Consider the following 22,517-nt stretch of genomic DNA (forward strand, 5'->3'; position numbering starts at 1 on the left):
GAGAGCAGCCGGGCATGGCCCGGCTCTACCGTTCTGATGGGTTGGCGAAGTGTCGCTGTTCGTATTGAATCTTGGTGACTGAGCGACTGAGCGACTGAGCGACTGAGCGACTGAGCGACTGAGCAGTTAATCGACGAAGGGATTGATCGATTGAGCGAAGGTTCGACTTCGCTATGAAGGTTGCGTTCCTTAGGCGTCTTGTGCGCGAGAGCCGGTGCTCGAAGCTAGACGTCAGCTGCGCAACAATTCCGCTTTTACCAGCCGCACTTCGCAATCTGTCAATGCGGAGAGGCGCAGCCCATTTCAGGGCCGTAGTGCGCCATGGATGGCGCACTACGAGCTTACATGGGTGAGGGCGGATCGCTTGCGAGGCACTGCCTCGTATCCGACCGAACGCACAGCCGCCAGCGGCTGGGCCGGGCCGCGGAGCGGGACTTGCAGCGGGCCCAGAAATGGGTTGCGCCTCTCCGCAAACGCACAGAAAACAGAGGCGCTGCTTTCAGCGCTGTTCTGGAAGGCGTTAGAGCGTCAGTGCGTGAGCGCGTCAGTACTTCGGCAGCCGCACGACCCGCGTCCTGCTGGCCCGGTCATGCCAGGTCAACCGCTGCCGATCCAGCAGCGCCCACCAGAACCCCAGGCCGGCTGCCAACACCGACAGCGTCCCCATCGCATACCGCCGCCACAACTGCCTGCGCGTCGGCAGCGTGCCGTCCAGCGACACCACCTGCAACCGCCAGGGCCGCATTCCCAGCGTCTGTCCACCGCGGCGCCAACTCATCGTCGCGTACAGGCCCGTCACGACCCAGCAGCATGCCCACAACGCCCACTGCCACGCACTGAACGGGGCGATGTTCTCCCGCTCTGCGTGACCGCTCACCGTGTAGATCGCCACGAACACCGCCCCCAGCAACATCCACAGCGCCAGCGCGGGGAAGACGTCGTATAACAGGGACAACAGCCGCCACAGCAGCAACGAGGCAGGGCGATCAGCAGCGGGGGACGACAGCGCGGTATCGGTCATGACCCGGAGCATACCCGGCCCGCTGCCCGCGTTCGATGGCCCACGCACGGTCTGCTCCGTATGCTGTGCGAATGTCCGATGCCACCACCCCCGCGCTGCGCCGCCAGCTCATCCAGCACCTGCCCGAGCTGCGCGATGACGACAACGTGCGGATCCAGCGCTTCCTTGACACGGCCTGGGCCGAGCACGGCCTGGCGCGGGCCAGTCTGGACAGTTACCGGCGCGATCTCGAAGGCCTCGCGCGCTGGCGTGATGGCGCTGCCGGGGGGCTGCCCGGTCTGGATCGCGCCGGGCTGTTCGATTACCTGGCCTGGCGCTCGCGCCATGGCTGGTCGCCGCGTAGCAACGCCCGCCTGCTGTCCGCGCTGCGGGCCTTCTTCGCCGATGCGGTCCGCCGCGGCGAGCGCAGCGATGACCCTAGCGCCTTGCTCGATCCGCCGAAGCTGCCCCGCCTGCTGCCCAAGGCGCTGGCCGAAAGCCAGATCGATGCGCTCTTGGCCAGTCCCGACATCGAGACGCCGCTCGGGCTGCGCGACCGCGCCATGCTGGAGTTGATGTATGCCGCGGGTCTGCGCGTCAGCGAACTGGTCAACCTGCCGGCCAATGCCGTGAACCTGCGCCAAGGTGTGCTGCGCGTGACCGGCAAGGGCAGCAAGGAACGGCTGGTTCCGCTGGGGGAAGAATCCCAGCACTGGCTCGAACGTTATCTGGCTGAATCGCGCCCGCAGCTCACCGGCAAGCGCAACGTGCCGACGCCACAGGACGGCGCCGTGCCGATGTTCCTGGAGCCTTCCCTGCATCCCTTGAGCCGCCAGCAGTTCTGGGGGCTGGTGAAGAAGTACGCAGTGCTGGCCGGGATCGACCCCGCCCGGATCAGTCCCCACGGCCTGCGCCACAGCTTCGCCACCCACCTGCTCAACCGGGGCGCCGATCTGCGCGCCCTGCAGATGCTGCTCGGCCACAGTTCGCTGTCCACCACCCAGATCTACACGCTGGTCGCCCGCGAACACCTGCAGAAGCTGCACGCCAAGCACCACCCGCGCGGCTGAGAGGGTGTCCAACCCGGCCGCGCGTCACCGTTCCACTGCGGTCCAGCTGTGTGAGCAGGCAGCTGTGCGAGAATCCAGCCTGACTCCTTACACCGGAATGCTCGATGCTCCGTGTTGCCATTGCGGCGCTCTTCGGCGCGCTCAGCCTGACTGCCTGCGCGCAGCAACCGTCCGCCCCGGCGGCCAAATCCACTGCCGCGGCCCCGGCCGCTGCCGGCGATGCCGACCAGCGCGTGCGCGCCGCGCTCCAGCAGCTGGACCCCAACTTCAAGCCCGACTTCATCGGCGCGGCGCCGTTCCCCGGTTTCCGCGAGGTGTTGGTGGGTGGTCAGGTGCTGTACGTCTCCGATGACGGCCGCTACCTGATGCAGTCCCAGCCGTATGACATCCAGAACAAGGCGCCGGTCAGCAGCCAGGGCCTGCTCAGCTACCGCCGCAAGCTGCTTGACGGCGTGCCGCACAACGAGCGCATCGTGTTCGCTGCGCCGAATGCCAAGTACACCGTCAGCGTCTTCACCGACATCGAGTGCGGCTACTGCCGCAAGCTGCACCAGGACATCGCCGAGCTCAACCGCAACGGCATCACGGTGGAATACCTGGCATTTCCGCGCATGGGGCTGGGCAGCCAGGACTACACCGACATGATCTCGGTCTGGTGCGCGGCCGACCGCAAGCAGGCCCTGACCGCCGCCAAGACCGGCAAGGCCGTCCCCCCGAAGAACTGCACCAACCCGGTGGCCATGCAGTACAAGCTCGGCCAGCAGATGGGCGTCAACGGCACCCCGGCGATCTTCGCCGCCGACGGCACCCAGCTCGGTGGCTACCTGCCGCCGGCGCAGCTCAAGGCTGCGCTGGAGCGCATCTCGGCAGGCGGCAGCCGCTGAAAACAGAACGCCCCGGCCAGGCCGGGGCGTTTTTCTGTCAGCGGAGGAGCGGCCTGCTCGATCAGCGAGGCAGCGTCCCGCGCGACGGTGTCACTTCAAGCCGTCACTGATCGCCTTGGTCAGGGTGCCCTGCGCATCATCGCCGCTGAACTCCCAGAAGAATGCGCCGCCCAGGCCCTGTGCTTTCACATAGCCCATCTTCTCGGTGACCATCGTGGGCGTATCCAGACTCCAGAACGTGGTGCCGTTGGAGATCCACGTGGCCTTGGCAACGTTGTCGGTGTACACCGGCCAGTTGAGGTTCTTCAGCACCTTCCAGTCTTCGATACCGGCTTCGTACGTGCCCGGTGCCGCGCCGCTGGCGCTCTTGTAGAGCCCGTTGTTGCCGCTGGCCACGCCGGTCCAGCCACGCCCGTAGTAGCCGATGCCCAGGTTCAACTTGTTGGCCGGCACCCCGCGGCTGAGGAAGGCTTCCATCGCATCGTTGCTGTTGTAGAGCTTCTGGTCGCCGGTGGAGGGATCAGACGGTGAATCGAACAGTGCCGAGTGATGGTTGGTCTGCGGATCCCACGCGCCGTGGAAGTCGTAGGTCATCACGTTGATGAAATCCAGGTACGGGTGGTAGCTGGCCGGATCGGTCACACGGATCTTGTCCACGCCGGCACCGACCGCCACCGTCAGCAGCAGGCCGGGTCGCACCGCATCCAGCTGGCGGCGGAATTCGGCCAGCAGCGCGGTGAAGTTGGCATTGTCGGCCGGCGTGCCGCAGCTCAGCCCGCACGCCACCGGGTACTCCCAGTCGATGTCGATGCCGTCGAACACGCCGAGCGCTGCGCCCGTGCCACCCGCGCCGTCGGCCACCGGCAGGTTGCCCTTGATGTACGCATCAATGCACGAGGCCACGAACGCCTGCCGGTTGGCCGGCTGCGCCGCGCTGGAGAAGCCGCGCGACCAGGTCCAGCCGCCCAGCGAGATCAGCACTTTCACGTTCGGGTGCTTGGCTTTGAGCTGCTTGAGCTGGTTCCAGTTGCCCCGCAGCGGCTGGTCCCAGGTGTCGGCGACGCCGCTCACGCTGGCACCGGCAGCGAAGGACTTGCCGTAATCGGCGTAGGCATCGCCGCCCACGCCGGTGTTCGGGTCGGAGGCCTGGGTCACGCCGACTTCGCAGCGGTTGTTGCGCACGTTGCCGAAGGCGTAATTGATGTGGGTCAGCTTCGCCGCCGAACCGCTGGTGTCGATGTTCTTGACCTGGTAGTTGCGGCCGTAGATGCCCCATTGGGTGAAGTAGCCGATCACCCGTTTGGTGCCCCCTCCGCCGCCACCGGCGGCTGTGGTCACGCTGATCGAGCCGCTCTGCGCCGAGGCATTGCCGGCGTTGTCGCGTGCCCGCACCGTGTAGGTATAGGCCGTGCTCGCGGCAAGACCGCCATCGGTGTACTGGGTGGCGCTGGGCGAGCCGACCAGGCTGCCGTTGCGGTACACGTCGTAGCCGGCCACACCGCTGCCACCGCTGTTGTCGGTGGCGGCGTTCCAGGCCAAATTCACCGTCGTCGCAGTCCTGGACGGGGACGCCAGTCCGCCCGGGACGCTGGGTGGCGTGGTGTCGTTGCTGGCCGCGGTGACGGTCACATTGACCGTGGCCGAGGAGGTCACGGCGTTGTTGTTGTCGGTGGCCACCGCCTTGAAGGTGTGGCTGCCGGCCGAGGCATTGCTCCAGACCGCGCTGTAGGGCGCGCTGGTGTCGATGCCCAGCGAGGTGCCGCCGCGGAAGAACTCGACCTTGCTGATGCTGCCATCGGTGTCACTGGCCGTGGCGCTCACCGTGATGCTGCTGCCGGCGGTGAAACTGGCCCCGGCGGCCGGGGAGGTCAGTGCGACGCTGGGTGGCTGGTTGCTGCCGCTCCCATCGCAGGGGCCGAGGTTGGTGTAGTAGGGCGCGCCGGCCGGGTGGTCGGGCGGGGCGTTCCAGATGTCCTGGTTGGCGCGGTACAGCACGCCGCCTTTCTGCAGGGTCTGGCCGGCCAGATAGATGGCCGCGCCATTCCATTCGGGCGCCCCGGTACAGTTCGCGGCCTGCACCAGCGTGGGCGTGCCGGCAGCGGCGGCCAAGGCCAGCGCCAGCAACCAGCGCCGTCGGCGCGGAAGCGGGGCGGGGGAGGAAAACGATGTCACTGCACGGCGCGCAATCGGGTCTGGCATGGTCGGTCTCCGATCAGGTGGGCGCATGCCGCCGGGATGGCGGCATGCGTGCAGCAGGTCCGGGCGCCGGTGAGAGAGGCCGGCAACGACATGGGGGACGGACAGCACCGGGCGCTGGGCCAGGTGGTGATAACGTTGTCATGTAATCCGCACGCAATCCGTGAACCAGCGCATGGTTCGGGTGTGAACACGCCTTGCCGCCTTCCAGGCAGGCCGATCCCCTGGGCCGGGCCGCGGCGGCCGACTTGGGTACAATAGTGGGCCCCGTTCCCAACCACGGTTCCCCGGACATGATGGTCCTCGAGGGCGCATCCGCCCTTTCGCCGTTCCGCCGCGAACGTCTTGAATCCCGCCTGCAGTCCCTGGCCGCCGATCTGCGCATCACCGGTGCCTGGCATGTCTACTTCATCCAGACCGAGGGCGATGCGGCCCCGGACCCGGTGATCCTGAGCCGGATCCTGGAAGCCCAGCCGACCCTGGCCGGGCGTGAGGACGGGGCGGTCTCGCGCTTCGTGGTGCCGCGGTTGGGCACGCTGTCGCCGTGGTCGAGCAAGGCCACCGAGCTGGTCCGCGGTGCCGGGCAACCGATCCGCCGGGTCGAACGTGGCCTGCGCATCGATCTGGCTGGCTGGCCGGCCGACGCCGCCGCGCAGGAAGCGGTGATCCGCGCGCTGCACGACCCGATGACCCAGTCCGTGCTGGCCGAGACCGCCCAGGCGCAGGCGCTGTTCAGCGCCCCGGCGCGCGGTGAGCTGGAACGGATCGCCCTGGAGGATCTGGAAGCAGCCAACAGCCGCCTCGGCCTGGCCATGGCCCAGGATGAGATCGACTACCTGCGCCAGCGCTTCGGCGAACTGGGCCGCAAGCCGTCGGACGTGGAACTGATGATGTTCGCGCAGGCCAACTCCGAGCACTGCCGCCACAAGATCTTCAATGCCAGCTGGACCATCGACGGTGCCGACCAGTCGCACTCGCTGTTCCGGATGATCAAGAACACCCACCAGCAGACCCCGCAGCACACGTTGAGCGCCTACAGCGACAACGCCGCGGTGGTGGCCGGCTTCCCGGCCGCGCGCTATCGCCCGGATCCGGCCACCGGCCAGTACCGCAGCGAGGCCGTGGTCGATTCGGCGTTCTGCATCAAGGTGGAAACGCACAACCACCCGACCGCGATCGCCCCGTTCCCGGGTGCGGCCACCGGTGCGGGCGGTGAGATCCGCGATGAAGGCGCGACCGGCCGCGGCGGCAAGCCCAAGGCCGGCCTGACCGGTTTCTCGGTCTCGCACCTGCGCATCCCGACCCTGCCGCAGCCGTGGGAAGCGCCGCGCGCGCTGAACCCGCGCATGGCCCCGGCGCTGGACATCATGCTGGACGGTCCGCTCGGCGGCGCCGCGTTCAACAACGAGTTCGGCCGCCCGAACCTGCTCGGCTACTTCCGCAGCTTCGAACTGCCCGAAGGCGAGGGCCTGACCCGCGCCTACGACAAGCCGATCATGCTGGCCGGTGGCCTCGGCGCGATCGACCAGAACCAGGTCGAGAAGCTGCGCCTGCAGCCCGGCGATGCGGTGATCGTGCTGGGTGGCCCGGCGATGCTGATCGGTCTCGGCGGCGGTGCTGCCAGTTCGGTGGCCTCCGGTGAGAGCGCCGAAGACCTCGATTTCGCCAGCGTGCAGCGCGACAACCCGGAAATGGAGCGTCGCTGCCAGGAAGTGATCGACCGCTGCGTCGCGCTCGGTCTGGACAACCCGATCCGCTGGTTCCATGACGTGGGCGCCGGTGGCCTGTCCAACGCGATTCCCGAGTTGCTGCATGACTCCGGCGTCGGCGGTGTGATCGATCTGGGCAAGGTGCCCGCCGATGACCCGTCGCTGTCGCCGATGCAGCTGTGGTGCAACGAATCGCAGGAACGCTACGTGCTCGGTGTGCCGCAGGCACGCCTGGCCGAGTTCGCCGCGCTGTGCGCGCGCGAACGTTGCCCGTTCGCCGCCGTTGGTGTCGCCACCGCTGAAGAGCGGCTCGTCGTGGCGTACGGCGCCACCGTGGGCAATACCCCGGTGGATGCCCCGATCGATCTGCCGATGGACGTGCTGTTCGGCAAGGCGCCGAAGATGCACCGCGACACCGTGCACCCGGCGGCACCGCGCTGGCCGGCGCTGAAGACCGCCGGGCTGGACCTGCATGAAGCCGGTCTGCGCGTGCTGGCCCATCCCTCGGTGGCCTCGAAGAACTTCCTGGTCACCATCGGTGACCGCAGCGTCGGTGGCCTGACCGCACGCGAACAGATGATCGGACCGTGGCAGCTGCCGCTGGCCAACGTCGCCATCACCCTGGCCGGGTTCGACACCGTCGCCGGTGAAGCGATGTCGATCGGCGAGCGCACCCCGCTGGCGCTGCTGGATGCCGCCGCGTCGGCGCGCATGGCGGTCGGTGAAGCGATCACCAACCTCTGTGCGGCGCCGGTGGATGCACTGGAAACGGTGAAGCTGTCTGCCAACTGGATGGCCGCGGCTGGCCATCACGGCGAAGACGCGCTGCTGTATGACGCGGTGCGTGCGGTCGGCATGGAGCTGTGCCCGCAACTGGACCTGAGCATTCCGGTCGGCAAGGACTCGCTCTCCATGCAGGCGCAGTGGCAGGACAACGGCCAGGCGCACAAGTCGGTGTCGCCGGTGTCGCTGGTGATCTCGGCGTTCGCGCCGGTGGCCGATGCGAGCGGCCAGCTGACCCCGCTGCTGGACCGTGACGCGGACAGCGAGTTGTGGCTGATCGGCCTGGGCGCCGGCAAGCAGCGCCTGGGCGGCTCGATCCTGGCCCAGGTGCACGCCGACCATTCCGCGCTGCCGGCCTTCGCCGGTGCCGTGCCGGATCTGGACGATGCCCAGCGCCTGCGCGCTTTCTTCGAACTGATCCGCGATGCGCGGCAGTCTGGCCTGCTGTTGGCCTACCACGACCGCAGCGATGGCGGTGCGTTCGCCGCGCTGTGCGAAATGGCCTTCGCCTCGCGCCTGGGCCTGGACATCACGCTGGATGCCTGGGGCGATGATCCGTTCCGCAGCCTGTTCAATGAAGAGCTGGGTGCGGTGGTGCAGATCGCCAAGGAAGACCGCGCCGCGTTCGCCGATCTGGTCGAACGTCATGCACTGACCGAATGCGCGCAGCGCATCGCGCGTCCGACCACCGCCCCGGTGGTGCGTGTCTCGCTGCAGGGCGAAAGCCTGGTCGAGTGGCGCTGGGAAGCGCTGTTCGATGCCTGGTGGTCGGTCACCCATGCCATGCAGAAGCTGCGCGACAACCCGGACAACGCCGACCAGGAGCGTGCGATCGCGCGCAACTTCAACGCGCCGGGCCTGAAGCCCAAGCTGACCTTCGATATCAACGAAGACGTGGCGATGCCCTTCATCAATACCGGCGCGCGTCCGCGCGTGGCGGTGCTGCGCGAGCAGGGCGTCAACGGCCAGATCGAAATGGCGAACATCTTCGAACGTGCCGGCTTCAGTTCGTTCGACGTGCACATGAGTGATCTGATCGAAGGCCGTGTCGCACTGTCCGATTTCACTGGTCTGGTGGCCTGTGGCGGCTTCAGCTACGGCGACGTGCTGGGTGCCGGCCGCGGCTGGGCCACCTCGGTGCTGGAGCGCAGCGCGCTGCGGGATGCCTTCGCCGCGTTCTTTGCCCGCGAAGACAGCTTCGCCTTGGGCGTGTGCAACGGCTGCCAGATGATGAGCCAGCTCAAGGACATCATCCCCGGTGCCGAGCACTGGCCGCAGTTCCGTCGCAACCGCAGCGAGCAGTTCGAAGCGCGCACCGCGTTGCTGGAAGTCGTGGAATCGCCGTCGATCCTGCTGCGTGGCATGGCCGGCTCGCGCCTGCCGGTCGCGGTGGCGCATGGCGAAGGCCAGGCGGTGTTCGCCACGGCGGTCGATCAGGCTGCGGCGCGCGTGTCGCTGCGTTACATCGATGGCGATGGCAACGTGGCCAGCCAGTACCCGCTGAATCCCAACGGCTCGCCTGATGGCATCACCGGCCTGACCACCACCGATGGCCGCACCACGATCATGATGCCGCACCCGGAACGTACCCCGCGTGCGATCAACCACAGCTGGCATCCGGACGATTGGAACGGCGATTCGCCGTGGCTGCGGATGTTCCGCAACGCAAGAGTATGGTGCGGCTGATACTGCGCACCGCATCGAAATCGGCGCGGTGAAAATCGCGTGAAGAAACCGCCGGCCTGTCCGGCGGTTTTCTTTTATGCGGTGCACAAACTGATCGGGAGCAATGAGTTACACGGCGTTACAACGTGAAAATCCGTTATATCGTTTGCTCACATGCAGCTAACAAAAAGGCGCAATAACGCGGCGGTTTTGTGACGCGTGACACGGTCATATGAAAATCAACGTCAAAGTCTTGACGTCATTGAACCTGTACGTTAACACTGCATCCTCATTTCGACAGCGTTCAGTTCCACAGTAACCGCATGGATGGCGAGCACGCTGTAGGTATCTGCCAGCCATTGCGCACAACGCAGTAAATCAAGCGAAAAAACGCCCCCAGGGGACGTTGGACCACGCGGTCCGGCGTTGGCGTCGCTTTGCCTAAAACCAGCCTAATCAGGAGCCGCATCGATGAATCGGATTTATCGCAAGGTCTGGAACAAAGCACTGGGGCAGATGGTCGTCGCCTCGGAATTGGCCAGCAGCCAGTCCTCGGGTGTCGTCATCGATCAACGCCGAACCGCTGGCGGACGCAACACCGCACTGCTCTCGGCCGCCATCGCGTTGACGCTGGGATTGGGCGTGGCAGGCGCCACGCAGACAGCGCACGCGCAGTCGGTGGAAGTGGGTGGGAATGCGAACTGCGTGGTCCTGAACAGCAAGGTCATCGACAGCTGCGTGGTCGATGGCAACGCCACGGCCTCGGGCACCAACGCGGTCGCCATCGGCAGCAACAGCACCGCCTCCGGCGCCAACAGCGTGGCGCTCGGCGCCGGCTCCAAAACCAACCGCGCCAACACCGTGTCGGTGGGTGATGCCGGCAAGGAGCGCCAGGTCACCAACGTCGCCGCCGGCACCGCCGCTACGGATGCGGTGAACAAGGCGCAGCTGGACAAGGTGGCGGTCGCCGCCGAAGGCGCGACCCGCTATTTCAAGGCCGATGGTGACGGCACCGGCGCCGATGCGGCGACGATCGATGGCGAGGGTGCACTGGCCGCAGGTTCCAGCGCCAACGCCGACGGCGACGGCGCAACGGCCCTGGGCAACAGCAGCCAGGCGATCGGCAATGCCACCACTGCCGTTGGCAACCAGGCACTCGCGGTTGGCCTCGGTGCAAGTTCGTTCGGCCAGGGCAGCATGGCCTTCGGTGATGCCAGCATCGCGCTCGGCCAGAGCGCGGCGGCATTTGGTCTGGGCGATGTCGCCCTGGGTGCATCAGCGGTAGCGGCCAGTGAGAACGGTGCGGCAACGGCGATCGGTGGTCTGGCCGAAGCCAGCGCCGATGGTGCGACCGCGATCGGCGGTGGCGCACTGGCCATCGGGCCGGGCAGCACCTCGCTGGGCCGTGGTGCGGCCAGTGCCGGTGAGGCCTCCGTGGCGGTCGGCGCCTTCAGCGTTGCGGTGGCGGATTTCAGTGCAACGCTCGGCGCGAATTCTGCGGCCGTCGCGGTGGGCAGCGTGGCGCTCGGCGCCGGCTCCTACGCCGACCGCGTCGATACCGTGTCGGTCGGCAATGCCGAGAACGGCCTGCGTCGCCAGATCACCAATCTTGCCGATGGCACCGAAGACAGCGATGCGGTGAACAAGGCCCAGCTCGACGCGGTTGGCGCGGTTGCCGCCAACACGGACACGTATTTCCAGGCCACCGGCAGCAGCGACAGCGATGCCGGTGCGCTTGCGGCAGGCGACAACGCGACCGCGATCGGCGAGGCGTCCAACGCGCTGGCCAACGGTGCGACCGCGCTTGGCAGCGGCGCCACGGTCACCGCGCAGAACGCGACGGCCGTCGGCTACAACGCCAGCGCTACCGGTCAGAACAGCGCCGCCTTCGGCACCAACGCGCAGGCCAACGGCCCGGGCAGCGTGGCCGTGGGCGGGGCCGCAGTGGATGCCGATGGCAACCCGCTGATCACCAACGGCGGTGTGCCGGTCGATACCGGTGCAACCAGCGCCGGCGTCGGTGGCACGGCAGTGGGCGCGAGTGCGGAAGCCGCAGGCTTCGCGTCGTCGTCGTACGGTGTGGGTGCGTATGCCTCAGGTGCACAGGCGTCGGCATTCGGTGCGGTCTCCAATGCCACCGGCGACTACGCCACGGCGGTCGGTACGCAGAGCGTGGCGACCGGCAACAGCAGTGCCGCCATTGGCGGTCCGGCGGATCTTCTGCCGGGGCTGGGCTTCTTCGTGCAGACCCAGGCCAGTGGCGAAGCAGCCACGGCGGTCGGTGCTGGCGCGATCGCCAGTGGCGATTACGCCGTGGCCAACGGCACGTTGAGCGAAGCTTCCGGCACGGAAGCCACGGCCGTGGGCTACTTCGCCTACGCCCCGGGCGACGGTGCCACCGCACTCGGTGCGGAAACCTGGGCCAGCGGTGAGTTGAGTACGGCGGTCGGTTTCTACAGCACCGCACGCGGCGCCAATAGTGTCGCCCTGGGCGCCAATTCCACCGCCACCCGTGCCAACACGGTCTCGGTGGGTGACGTCGGCAACGAGCGCCAGATCACCAGCGTCGCGGCCGGTACCGAAGCCACGGATGCGGTCAACAAGGCGCAGCTTGATGCGGTTGCGACCTCGGCCTCGGCAACCTCGGCGCAGTTCAAGGCGAACGGTGCGGCCAGTGGTGCGGTCGGTGCCTTCGCCGAGGGCGAGGATGCATTGGCAGCCGGTGAAGCGAGCAATGCGCTGGGCGCCGGTGCCACCGCTGTGGGTGGTGGTGCAACCGCGATCGGCGACGACACGGTGGCCTTGGGCCGCAACAGCAGCGCCACCGGCAACGGCAGCGTCGCCATTGGTGGCCTCGGCCAGGCGTATGACGAATACAACCAGCCGCTGATCGATGACCAGGGCAACGCGATCCTGATCGGTGCCACCGCGGCGCCGGACAGCGTGGCGGTCGGTGCCGGTGCACAGGCTACCGGCACGACCAGCAATGCGTTCGGCAGTGGCGCGCAGGCCACCGGCAGCAACAGCCTGGCCAGTGGCTACAAGGCACGCGCCACCGGCGATTACAGTGTGGCGCAGGGCGACAACGCCTTCGCCAGCGGTGAAGAAACCACCGCAACCGGCGCATATGCGTGGGCCACCGCGGATGGCGCCACCGCCTTCGGTTCCAGTGCGTGGGCCACCGAGGCCAACGCCACGGCGGTGGGTCAGTCAGCGTGGGCCAGCGGTACCGGGTCCACCTCGATCGGCTACAACAGCTGGGCACGCGGCAGCAGTTCCACCGCGCTTGGCCGCGGTGCCTTCGGCTACGGCGACAACAGCGTCGCCGTCGGCTTCCAGGCGCTCGGCAACAGCATCAACAGCATCGCCATCGGCACCAACGTGGTGGCCGGCGGTGAAAGCGCGATCGGTATCGGTGCGGGCAGCAATGCCAGTGCGTCCAATACCGTGGCGCTCGGCGCGGGTTCGGTCGCCGACCGTGCCTACACCGTCTCGGTCGGCAACGATGGCCGGCAGCGCCAGATCACCCAGGTTGCCGCCGGGACCGAGGGCAGCGATGCCGTCAATCTGGACCAGCTGACCGCCGCGACGGACCAGTTCCAGGCCAGCGGTGACGGTGTTGCCGTCGCAGGTGGCGAGGAGAGTGTGGCCGCCGGTGCAAACGCGGCGACCGACGGCGATTACGCCACTGCGGTCGGTTCGAGCAGCTTCGCAGCCGGCACCGGTGCATCGGCGATCGGCAGCGGCGCCTTTGCCTTGGCCGACAACGCCAGTGCCGTCGGCTTCAATGCCGTCGCCAGCGGTGCCAACGCAAGCGCTACGGGCGCCAACGCACAGGCGACCGCCGAGTACGCGACGGCAAGCGGTGCGGAAAGCCTGGCTTCCGGCGAGCAGAGCACCGCGACCGGTGCGGCCAGCGTCGCCTCCGGTGCCGGCAGCCTGGCCGGTGGCGCGCTGTCCGATGCGGCCGGTGAGGAGTCGGTGGCCTTGGGTTACTTCAGCAGCGCCAGCGGTGATGGTGCGACGGCTGTCGGTGCCGAAAGCGTGGTCAGCGGCACCCTCTCGGCTGGTTACGGCTTCGCCTCCGAAGCGACGGCCAGCTACACCACCGCGATCGGCGGTTATGCGGTGGCCTCGGCCTTCAACGCGACCGCGTTGGGCAGCTTCGCGCAGGCGACCGGCTCCAACAGCGTGGCGCTCGGCGGTGATGCCGAAGCCTCCGGTGCGTACAGCACCGCCACCGGCCAGGGCAGCCTGGCCAGCGGTACCAACAGCGTGGCCGTCGGTGGTGCGCTGTTCGGCCTGCTGCCTACTGAAGCCTCGGGCAATTACTCCACGGCCGTTGGCGGCGGTGCATGGTCACCGGGCGTGAACAGCACCGCGCTCGGCAATGCGGCCACTTCCAGCGGTGCGAACAGCGTGGCGCTCGGTGCGGACTCGATCGCCGATCGCGATGACAGCGTGTCGGTGGGCAGTGCCGATGCGCAGCGCCAGATCACCAACGTCGCGGCCGGCACCGACGGCACCGATGCGGTGAACGTGAATCAGTTGAATGCAGTAGCCGATGCGGCCGCGACGACCAGCAAGTACTTCCAGGCCAGCGGCAGCGATGACAGCGACGCCGGTGCCTACGTGGAGGGCGACAATGCGCTGGCTGCTGGTGAGGCTTCCAATGCCATCGGCAACGGCGCCAGTGCGCTGGGCAGCGGCGCCACTGCCGTTGCCGACAACGCGACAGCCGTGGGCTTCAATGCGCTGGCAAGCGCTGAGGGGGCCGCAGCACTGGGCAGCGATGCGCAGGCGACCGGCGAAGACAGCGTGGCCGTCGGCAACGGCGCCAGCGCCAGCGAGATCGGTGCCAGCGCCACGGGTGCCGGCGCGCAGGCCGCAGGGGCCTACGCCACGGCCACCGGCAGCCAGGCCACCGCAGCGGGCCAGCAGGCGACCGCCAATGGCTTCCGCGCCAGTGCGTCCGAAGCCGGTGCATCGGCCTTCGGCAGCTACAGCGAGGCGACGGGCCAGCTGTCCTCCGCGCTGGGCTACGGCGCGGTTGCCTCCAACGCCTACGCCGTCGCGGTGGGTGCAGCATCCACCGCGTCCGGCTCGGGGGCGGTGGCGGTCGGTGAATACTCCGAAGCCACCGGCGATGAGAGCGTGGCGATCGGTGGCACGACCTTCTTCGGTCTGCTGCCGTCGCGCGCCTCAGGTACGGGGGCATCGGCCTTCGGTGCAGGCGCCTGGGCGACCGATGACTACGCCACCGCGATCGGCTGGAACTCGTGGGCCGATGCAGGCAATACCACCGCACTGGGCGCCAGTGCCAGCGCAGAAGGCGTGAACAGCGTCGCACTGGGTGCCGGGTCCGTCGCCGACCGTGACAATTCCGTCTCGGTCGGCACGGCCACCGCACAACGCCAGATCACCAACGTCGCCGCCGGCACCGAAGGCACGGATGCGGTGAATGTCGATCAGCTCAATGCGGTCGCCGATGTGGCTGAAACCACCAGTCGCTTCTTCCAGGCGTCGGGCAGCGGTAATGGCGATGACGTCGGCAGCTACGTCGACGGTGCGTATGCCACCGCCGCGGGTGAGGCCGCCAACGCGTTCGGTACCGGCGCATCGGCCTATGGCAGCGGCGCGCTGGCCTCCGGCCGCAATGCGTCTGCGTCGGGCTTCAATGCGTCGGCAACGGCGGACTCGGCGACTGCGATCGGCGGTGCGCTGTACTACGAAGACGACAACGGCAACGTCCTGCTCGACCAGGCCACCAGCGCCAATGGCGTGGGCGCCACTGCACTGGGCGCCGGCGCACAGGCCGAGGGCAGCTTCAGCACCGCCACCGGCGCCGGTGCCACTGCGGCAGGACTGCAGTCCTCGGCCTTCGGCTACAGCGCCGAGGCCGGCAGTGACTACAGCACGGCGGTGGGTACCTTCAGCGCGGCCAGTGGGGTACGCACCACGGCGCTGGGCTACGGGGCCGAAGCCAGTGGTGATTACGCCTCCGCACTGGGCTGGGGCAGTGCCGCGTCTGGCAGCTACGCCAATGCGATCGGCTACGCATCGCAGGCCAGTGGCGACAACAGCGTCGCGGCCGGTTCCAATGCTTGGGCCACCGCTGCACGCACCACTGCGGTAGGGCAGCTGGCATGGGCGACCTCGCAGGGTGCGACGGCCATCGGCCAGGACAGCTACGCCTACAGCGGCATCAATGCCACGGCCTTGGGCAGCAGTTCGTCGGCCAGTGGCGCAGGCAGCGTCGCGCTCGGCGCCGGTGCCCGCACCAGCGAGGCCAATGTGGTCTCGGTCGGTGGCGGCAACGGCACCACCGGCCCGGCGACGCGCCGGATCACCAATGTCGGTGACGCGGTCAATGCCAGCGATGCGGTGACCAAGTCGCAGCTCGATTCGGTCGCGGCCACCGCCGATGCGGTCGGCAAGCACTTCCAGGCCAGCGGTACCGGCGTGGCCACGGCAAGCGGCAGCGATGCCCTCGCCGCCGGTTCCGGCGCCACCGCCAGCGCAACCCGCAGCAGTGCGCTGGGTACCGCAGCCGTCGCCTCGGCGACCGGGGCCACGGCGGTCGGTGCCGATGCCTCGGCCCGCGGTGCCAACAGCACCGTGCTGGGGCGCCAGGCCTCGACCAATGCCACCAACGGTGTGGCGATCGGCAACGGTGCATTCGCCAGCAACGGGGCCAACAGCATCGCGATCGGTTCAGCGGCGGGTGTCTCCGGTGCCAACGCGGTGGCGCTGGGTGCCGGCTCGCGCGCGGTCGAAGCCAATGTGGTGTCGGTCGGTGGCGGCAACGGGACGGACGGTCCGGCCACGCGCCGCATCGTCAACGTCGGGGCCGGCCGTGTTGCCGCGGGCAGCACCGACGCGGTGACCGGCGGCCAGCTCAACACCACCAACCAGCGTGTGGGGGCAGTGGAAACCCAGGTCGGTGAGTTCGATTCCCGTATCGGCTCGGTCGAGAACGTCACCGCCAATGCGCTGACCTACGACGACAGCAGCCGCGACACGCTGACCCTGTCCGGGCTGCAGGGCACCACACTGGACAATGTCGGCAGCGGTTCCATCGCCTCCGGCAGCCGCCAGGCGATCAACGGTGGCCAGCTGTTCCAATCGCTGACCGATGTCGCCACCTTCCTCGGCGGCGGCGCCAGCGTGGGCATGCAGGGTGTGTTCGTGGCGCCGAACTATGTAATCCAGGGCGCGACGTACAGCAATGTCGGCGATGCACTTGGCGCACTGGACCGCAAGGTCAGCGATCTCGATCAGCGGGTTGCTGGCGGCAGCAGCAGTGCGCGTGCACGCACGGCGTCGCTGTCGACCGCCAGGGTGGCAGCGGACACCAGCGCAGCATCGGACACCGGTGCTGCGCCGGAGGCCAGCGTCGTCACTGCCGCCAGCGACACCGCCGTCGCCAGCGTGCAAGGGGCGCCGACCGCTGCGAGTGTCGGCAGCAGTCAGCCGATCAACGTGCCGACTGCCGCACCTGCCGCCGTCAATGCGGTGGTGATGGGGGACGGTGCGGTAGCCAGCGGCGCATCGGCCACAGCGATCGGCCAGGGCGCCACCGCGTCAGCCGCCAACTCGGTCGCGCTGGGCCAGGGCTCGGTCGCCGACCGCGCCGACACGGTCTCGGTCGGCAGTGCCGGCAACGAGCGGCAGGTCGCCAACGTCGCCGCCGGTACGCAGGCCACCGATGCGGTCAACAAGGGCCAGCTGGATGGCGGCATCGCGACCGCCAACAGCTACACCGACCAGCGCTTCACCTCGATGGCCGACAGCTTCGACATCTACAAGGGCGAGATCGATCAGCGCCTGCGTCACCAGGACCGTCGCATTGATCGCCAGGGCGCGATGAGCGCGGCCATGCTCAACATGGCCACCAGTGCCGCCGGCGTGCGTACCCAGAACCGCGTCGGTGTCGGCGTCGGCTTCCAGGGCGGCGAATCGGCGCTCTCGTTGGGCTACCAGCGCGCCCTCAGCGAGCGCGCCACGGTGACCCTGGGCGGTGCCTTCAGCAGTGATGACAGCTCGGTCGGCGTGGGCGCCGGCTTTGGCTGGTAAGCCGTTCCAACGCGGGGCCGTGCGCGGCCCCGCTGCAACGCAATGCAAGGCCTGAGGGGGCGGGTCACGGGAACCCTGGCCAGGGCCGGCCAGGGAGCTCGCATGGAGTGTTGGCCTGAACAGTCGTTTGATCCATGACCTTGAAGAGGACGTCAACGTGACCAGTAAGCAGAACCTTCGCATCAATGTGCTGGCAGCCGCCGTGCTGTCGTTGTCCGCAGGCGCCAGCGCCTATGCAGCCGGTCTGCCGGCCAAGGAACCGGTGCGCCAACCAGCCTCCGCCCAGGGCGCAGAGCGGATCATCGTCAAATACCGTGCCGGCACCGCAGCGGCCACGGACCGTTCGGCCAAGCTGACCACCGTGCAGTCGGCGGTTGCCCGCGCCAGTGTCGGTGGCTCCGCCGCCGGCCGTGCCAGTGCGGTGAACCCGCAGATCGTGCGCAAGCTCGGTGTCGGTGCTGATCTGATCCGCCTGCAGGGCCGGTTGAGCCCGGCCGAACTGCAGAAGGTGCTGGCCGAAATCAAGGCCGATCCTTCCGTGCAGTACGCCGAAGTGGACGTGAAGCTGCAGCGCACCGACGTGCGCCCGCGCGACGCGACCCCGCAGCTGGTGCCGAACGATCCGTATTACGCGCAGTACCAGTGGCATCTGAACAGCGCCACCGGCGGCATCAACGCGCCCGCCGCGTGGGATATCGCCCAGGGCGAGGGCGTGGTGGTGGCGGTGCTCGATACCGGCATCCTGCCGCAGCATCCGGATTTCTCCGGCAATCTGCTGGCCGGTTACGACTTCATCAGCGATGCGGAAACGTCGCGCCGCCCGACCGATGAGCGGGTCCCGGGTGCGCTGGATTACGGCGATTGGGTCGAGAACGACAACGAGTGCTATGCCGGCTCGCTGGCCGATGACAGCTCCTGGCACGGTACCCACGTCGCCGGCACGATCGCCGAGTCGACCAACAACGGTGTCGGCATGGCCGGTGTGGCATACAAGGCGCGCGTCCTGCCGGTCCGCGTCCTCGGCAAGTGCGGTGGCTATCTGTCCGACATCGCCGACGCGATCACCTGGGCCTCCGGTGGCACGGTGGCCGGCATCCCGGCCAACGCCAATCCGGCCGAGGTCATCAACATGAGCCTGGGCGGCGGCGGCGCGTGTGATGCGCTGTACCAGGACGCCATCAACGGCGCCGTGTCGCGCGGTACCACCGTGGTGGTCGCGGCCGGCAACTCTGCCTCCAACGCGGCCAACTTCCGTCCGGCCAGCTGCGCCAACGTGGTGTCCGTCGGTGCGACCCGCATCACCGGTGGCATCGCCTATTACTCCAACTTCGGCACGGCGGTGGACCTGTCCGGTCCGGGCGGCGGTGGCAGCGTGGACGGCAATCCGGGCGGCTACGTGTGGCAGTCCGGCTACAACGGCCTGACCACACCGACCTCCGGTGCCTACAGCTACATGGGCATGGCCGGTACCTCGATGGCGTCCCCACATGTGGCGGCGGTGGCGGCCCTGGTGCAGGGCGCGGTCGCGGCGGCCGGCAAGGATCCACTCACCCCGGCTGCGCTGGAAGCCCTGCTCAAGCAGACGGCACGGGCCTTCCCGGTCACCATTCCGACCGCCACGCCGATCGGCACCGGCATCGTGGATGCCAAGGCCGCCCTCGACAAGGCGCTGGAAGAAGAGTGCACCGAGAACTGCGGCCCGGTGGCCACGCCGCTGACCAACAAGGTCGCCGTCGGTGGCCTGAGCGGCGCCGGTGGCAGCGAAGTGCTGTACAGCTTCGAGGCGCAGGCCGGCAAGGTGCTGAGCCTGCTCACCTACGGTGGCAGCGGCAATGTGTCGGTGTACGTGAGCCAGGGCAAGGAGCCGACCGCGACCGCGTTCGATGCCAAGTCCTCGCGTCCGGGCAACAGTGAAACCGTGCGCTTCACCGCGCCGGTGGCCGGCACGTATTACATCAAGGTGGTCGGCGAGTCCGCGTTCAGCGGTGTGAGCATTCTTGCCAACCAGTAACTGAGCACTACCGCGAACGGGAGTCCGTCATGTGACGGGCTCCCGTTTTTACGTCTGGACCGCGGGCAATACCGCGTAGCATCGCAACGAACTGCTAAAGTCGCAGGGGTTGCCAGGAGAACATTCTTGAACGCGGTTGCCCAGGATCCCACTGCAGCATCTACAGCTGAATCGCGCATTGTTGCGGTATTGCTGGAGAAAGGTCGGCTGAAGGACAGCGACCTGGCACGCGCACGACCGCTGCACCGCGAATCCGGCGGCAGCCTGCTCGGTCTGCTGGTGCGGCTGGGGCTGGTCTCCGAGCGTGACCATGCACAGACCTGTGCCGAGGTGCTCGGCCTGCCGTTGCTCGATGCCAAGGCCGTGCCGGAAGCGCCGCCCGAAGCGCTGCTTGATGGGTTGCCGCTGACGCTGCGTTTCCTCAAACAATTCCATGTCTGTCCGCTGGCGCTGCAGGACGGCCTGCTGGATCTGTGGCTGTCCGATCCGCAGGATCCGTACGCGGCCGACGCGGTGCGGCTGGCGATGAGCCTGCCGGTGCGCCTGCACGTGGGTCTGCGCTCGGAGATCGATGATCTGATCGAGCGCTGGTTCGGCCAGGGCCGCAGCGCGATGGGCGCGATCATCGAAACTGCCGATGGGGAAGGTGCCGCCGTTGACGACATCGAGCACCTGCGGGATCTGGCCTCCGAAGCGCCGGTCATCCGGCTGGTCAATCTCATCATCCAGCGAGCGGTGGAACTGCGTGCGTCGGACATCCATATCGAGCCGTTCGAGAATCGCCTGAAGGTGCGTTACCGCGTGGATGGTGTGCTGATCGAAGGCGAAAGCCCGCCGGTCAATCTCACCGCCGCGGTGATCAGCCGCATCAAGATCATGGCGCGGCTCAACATCGCCGAACGCCGCCTGCCACAGGACGGCCGCATCATGCTGCGCGTGCAGGGCAAGGAGCTGGATCTGCGCGTGAGCACGGTGCCCACCGCGCATGGCGAAAGCGTAGTGATGCGTCTGCTTGATCGCGACACCGTGGTGTTCGATTTCCACCGGCTGGGCTTTACCGATGCGTTCCTGCCGCAGTTCCGCAAGGTGCTCGAGCAGCCGCACGGCATTCTGCTGGTGACCGGCCCGACCGGCTCGGGCAAGACCACCACGCTGTACACCGCACTGAGCCAGCTCAACACCGCCGACGTCAAGATCATCACCGTCGAAGACCCGGTCGAGTACCAGATCGAAGGCATCAACCAGATCCAGGCCAAGCCGCAGATCGGGCTGGATTTCGCCAATGCGCTGCGCAGCATCGTGCGCCAGGATCCGGACATCATCATGATCGGCGAAATGCGCGATCTGGAAACCGCGCGCATCGCGATCCAGTCCGCACTCACCGGCCACCTGGTGCTCTCCACGCTGCATACCAACAACGCCGCCGGTGGCATCACCCGCCTGCTGGACATGGGCGTGGAGGATTATCTGCTGACCTCCACCATCAACGGCATCCTTGCCCAGCGCCTGGTACGCCGCCTGGAGCCGCAGCATGCACAGCGCTATCCCGCCTCGCCGGAGGAGATCGAGAAGTTCGGCCTGCGCCGGCTGCAGCCGGAGGGCGAGATCTTCCTGTACCGCGCGCAACCCTCGGCGATCGCGCCGACCGGCTATCTCGGCCGGACCACCATCGTCGAGTTCCTGGTGATGAACGATGCGCTGCGCAGCGCGGTGATGCGTCGTGCCGGGATGGGCGAGATCGAGCAGATCGCGCGCGCGGCCGGCATGCGCACCATGTATGAGGATGGCCTGTCCAAAGCGCTGCAGGGCCACACCACGCTGGAAGAAGTGCTGCGCGTGACGGAGGAATCCTGATGCGTGCCTGCGGCCGGCACCCGGTGAGCGGCTGAGCATGGCCCAGTACCGCTACAAGGCGCTCAACGCCCATGGCGAACTGTTCGATGGCCAGATGGATGCAGCCAGCGAAGCCGAGGTGGTCGCGCGCCTGCAGGACCAGGGCCACATGCCGATGGAAGCGCGACTGGCCAGCGAGGGCGTGGCCGGTGCCTCGTCCTGGGCGGCGCTGCTGCGCCGGAAGCCGTTCGACGGCGGTGGGCTGGTGCAGTTCACCCAGCAACTGGCCACGCTGCTCGGCGCGGGGCAGCCGCTGGACCGCGCGCTGAGCATCCTGCTCGAGCTGCCCGAAGACGAACGCACACGCCGGGTGGTCACCGACATCCGCGACATCGTGCGCGGCGGCGCGCCGCTCTCCACCGCGCTGGAGCGCCAGCACGGGCTGTTCTCGCGGCTGTACATCAACATGGTGCGCGCCGGTGAAGCCGGTGGCAGCCTGCACGACACCCTGCAGCGGCTGTCGGATTACCTGGAGCGCAGCGCTGAGCTGAAAGGGCGCGTCATCAATGCGCTGATCTACCCGGCGATCCTGCTGGCGGTGGTCGGCGGCGCGCTGCTGTTCCTGCTCGGCTACGTGGTGCCGCAGTTCGCGCTGATGTACGAAAGCCTGGACGTCGCGCTGCCGTGGTTCACCCAGTGGGTGCTCACCGCTGGCCTGATCGTGCGCGAAGGCTGGATCATCATGATCGTGGTACCGGCCGTGATCGCGCTGGTGGTAGAGCGGCGGCTGCGGCAACCGGCCACGCGCCTGGCCATGGATGGCTGGCTGCTGCAGCGCAAGGGCATCGGCCCGCTGCTGGCCAAGCTGGAAACCGCGCGCCTGGCCCGTACCCTGGGCACGTTGTTGCGCAATGGCGTGCCGCTGCTGTCCGGCCTGGGCATCGCGCGCAACGTGCTGAGCAACCGCGCGCTGGCCGCCGATGTGGACGCAGCCAGTGACGAGGTCAAGAACGGCAACGGCCTGTCGGCGTCGTTGGCGCGTGGCAAGCGTTTCCCGCGCCTGGCGCTGCAGATGATCCAGGTCGGCGAGGAATCCGGCGCGCTGGATACGATGCTGCTCAAGACCGCCGATACGTTCGAACAGGAAAGCGCGCGCGCGATCGACCGGCTGCTGTCGGCGCTGGTGCCGGTGATCACCCTGGTGCTGGCCTCGGTGGTCGGCCTGGTGATCGTGGCCGTGCTGGTGCCGTTGTACGACCTGACCAATGCCATCGGCTGACCGGCCGCTGG

At 68.0% G+C, this 22,517-nt stretch carries 9 protein-coding genes; 7 read left to right on the top strand and 2 right to left on the bottom strand.

Annotated features, from left to right (window positions below; genetic code table 11):
- Nucleotides 1-544: 544 nt before the first annotated feature.
- Nucleotides 545-1,021, bottom strand: coding sequence for an RDD family protein (locus ABE463_RS03835; protein ID WP_346467316.1), 477 nt, complete (start codon nt 1,019-1,021; stop codon nt 545-547).
- Between the two features lie 71 nt (nt 1,022-1,092).
- Here ABE463_RS03835 and xerD point away from each other — a divergent pair, with 71 nt between their 5' ends.
- On the top strand, nt 1,093-2,070 hold the full coding sequence (gene xerD, locus ABE463_RS03840) for a site-specific tyrosine recombinase XerD (protein ID WP_259261792.1): 978 nt from the start codon (nt 1,093-1,095) through the stop codon (nt 2,068-2,070).
- A gap of 104 nt (nt 2,071-2,174) precedes the next feature.
- Complete coding sequence (locus tag ABE463_RS03845; RefSeq protein WP_346467317.1) at nt 2,175-2,954, top strand: thioredoxin fold domain-containing protein; 780 nt, start codon at nt 2,175-2,177, stop codon at nt 2,952-2,954.
- Between the two features lie 90 nt (nt 2,955-3,044).
- On the opposite strand, the gene ABE463_RS03850 is transcribed toward ABE463_RS03845, so the two are convergent.
- Nucleotides 3,045-5,153, bottom strand: coding sequence for a glycosyl hydrolase family 18 protein (locus tag ABE463_RS03850; protein WP_346467318.1), 2,109 nt, complete (start codon nt 5,151-5,153; stop codon nt 3,045-3,047).
- A gap of 290 nt (nt 5,154-5,443) precedes the next feature.
- On the opposite strand from ABE463_RS03850, the gene purL reads away from it, so the two are divergent.
- From purL to ABE463_RS03875, 5 genes are all read left to right on the top strand, one after another.
- Entirely contained in the window at nt 5,444-9,328 is a 3,885-nt protein-coding gene (gene purL, locus ABE463_RS03855; RefSeq protein WP_346467319.1) for a phosphoribosylformylglycinamidine synthase, read from the top strand.
- A gap of 450 nt (nt 9,329-9,778) precedes the next feature.
- Complete coding sequence (locus ABE463_RS03860; protein WP_346467320.1) at nt 9,779-17,383, top strand: ESPR-type extended signal peptide-containing protein; 7,605 nt, start codon at nt 9,779-9,781, stop codon at nt 17,381-17,383.
- Between the two features lie 157 nt (nt 17,384-17,540).
- Nucleotides 17,541-19,394 (top strand): S8 family peptidase, encoded by a 1,854-nt coding sequence (locus ABE463_RS03865; protein ID WP_259261797.1) that lies wholly within the window; start codon nt 17,541-17,543, stop codon nt 19,392-19,394.
- Between the two features lie 126 nt (nt 19,395-19,520).
- Entirely contained in the window at nt 19,521-21,248 is a 1,728-nt protein-coding gene (gene gspE / locus ABE463_RS03870) for a type II secretion system ATPase GspE (RefSeq protein WP_346467321.1), read from the top strand.
- A 37-nt stretch (nt 21,249-21,285) separates the two neighbouring features.
- Nucleotides 21,286-22,506: a type II secretion system F family protein gene (locus ABE463_RS03875; RefSeq protein ID WP_259261799.1), complete on the top strand. Its 1,221-nt coding sequence runs from the start codon at nt 21,286-21,288 to the stop codon at nt 22,504-22,506.
- The last annotated feature ends 11 nt before the right edge of the window (nt 22,507-22,517 follow it).

It is taken from the genome of Stenotrophomonas sp. TWI819, assembly GCF_039673075.1.
Classification (GTDB): domain Bacteria; phylum Pseudomonadota; class Gammaproteobacteria; order Xanthomonadales; family Xanthomonadaceae; genus Stenotrophomonas; species Stenotrophomonas rhizophila_B.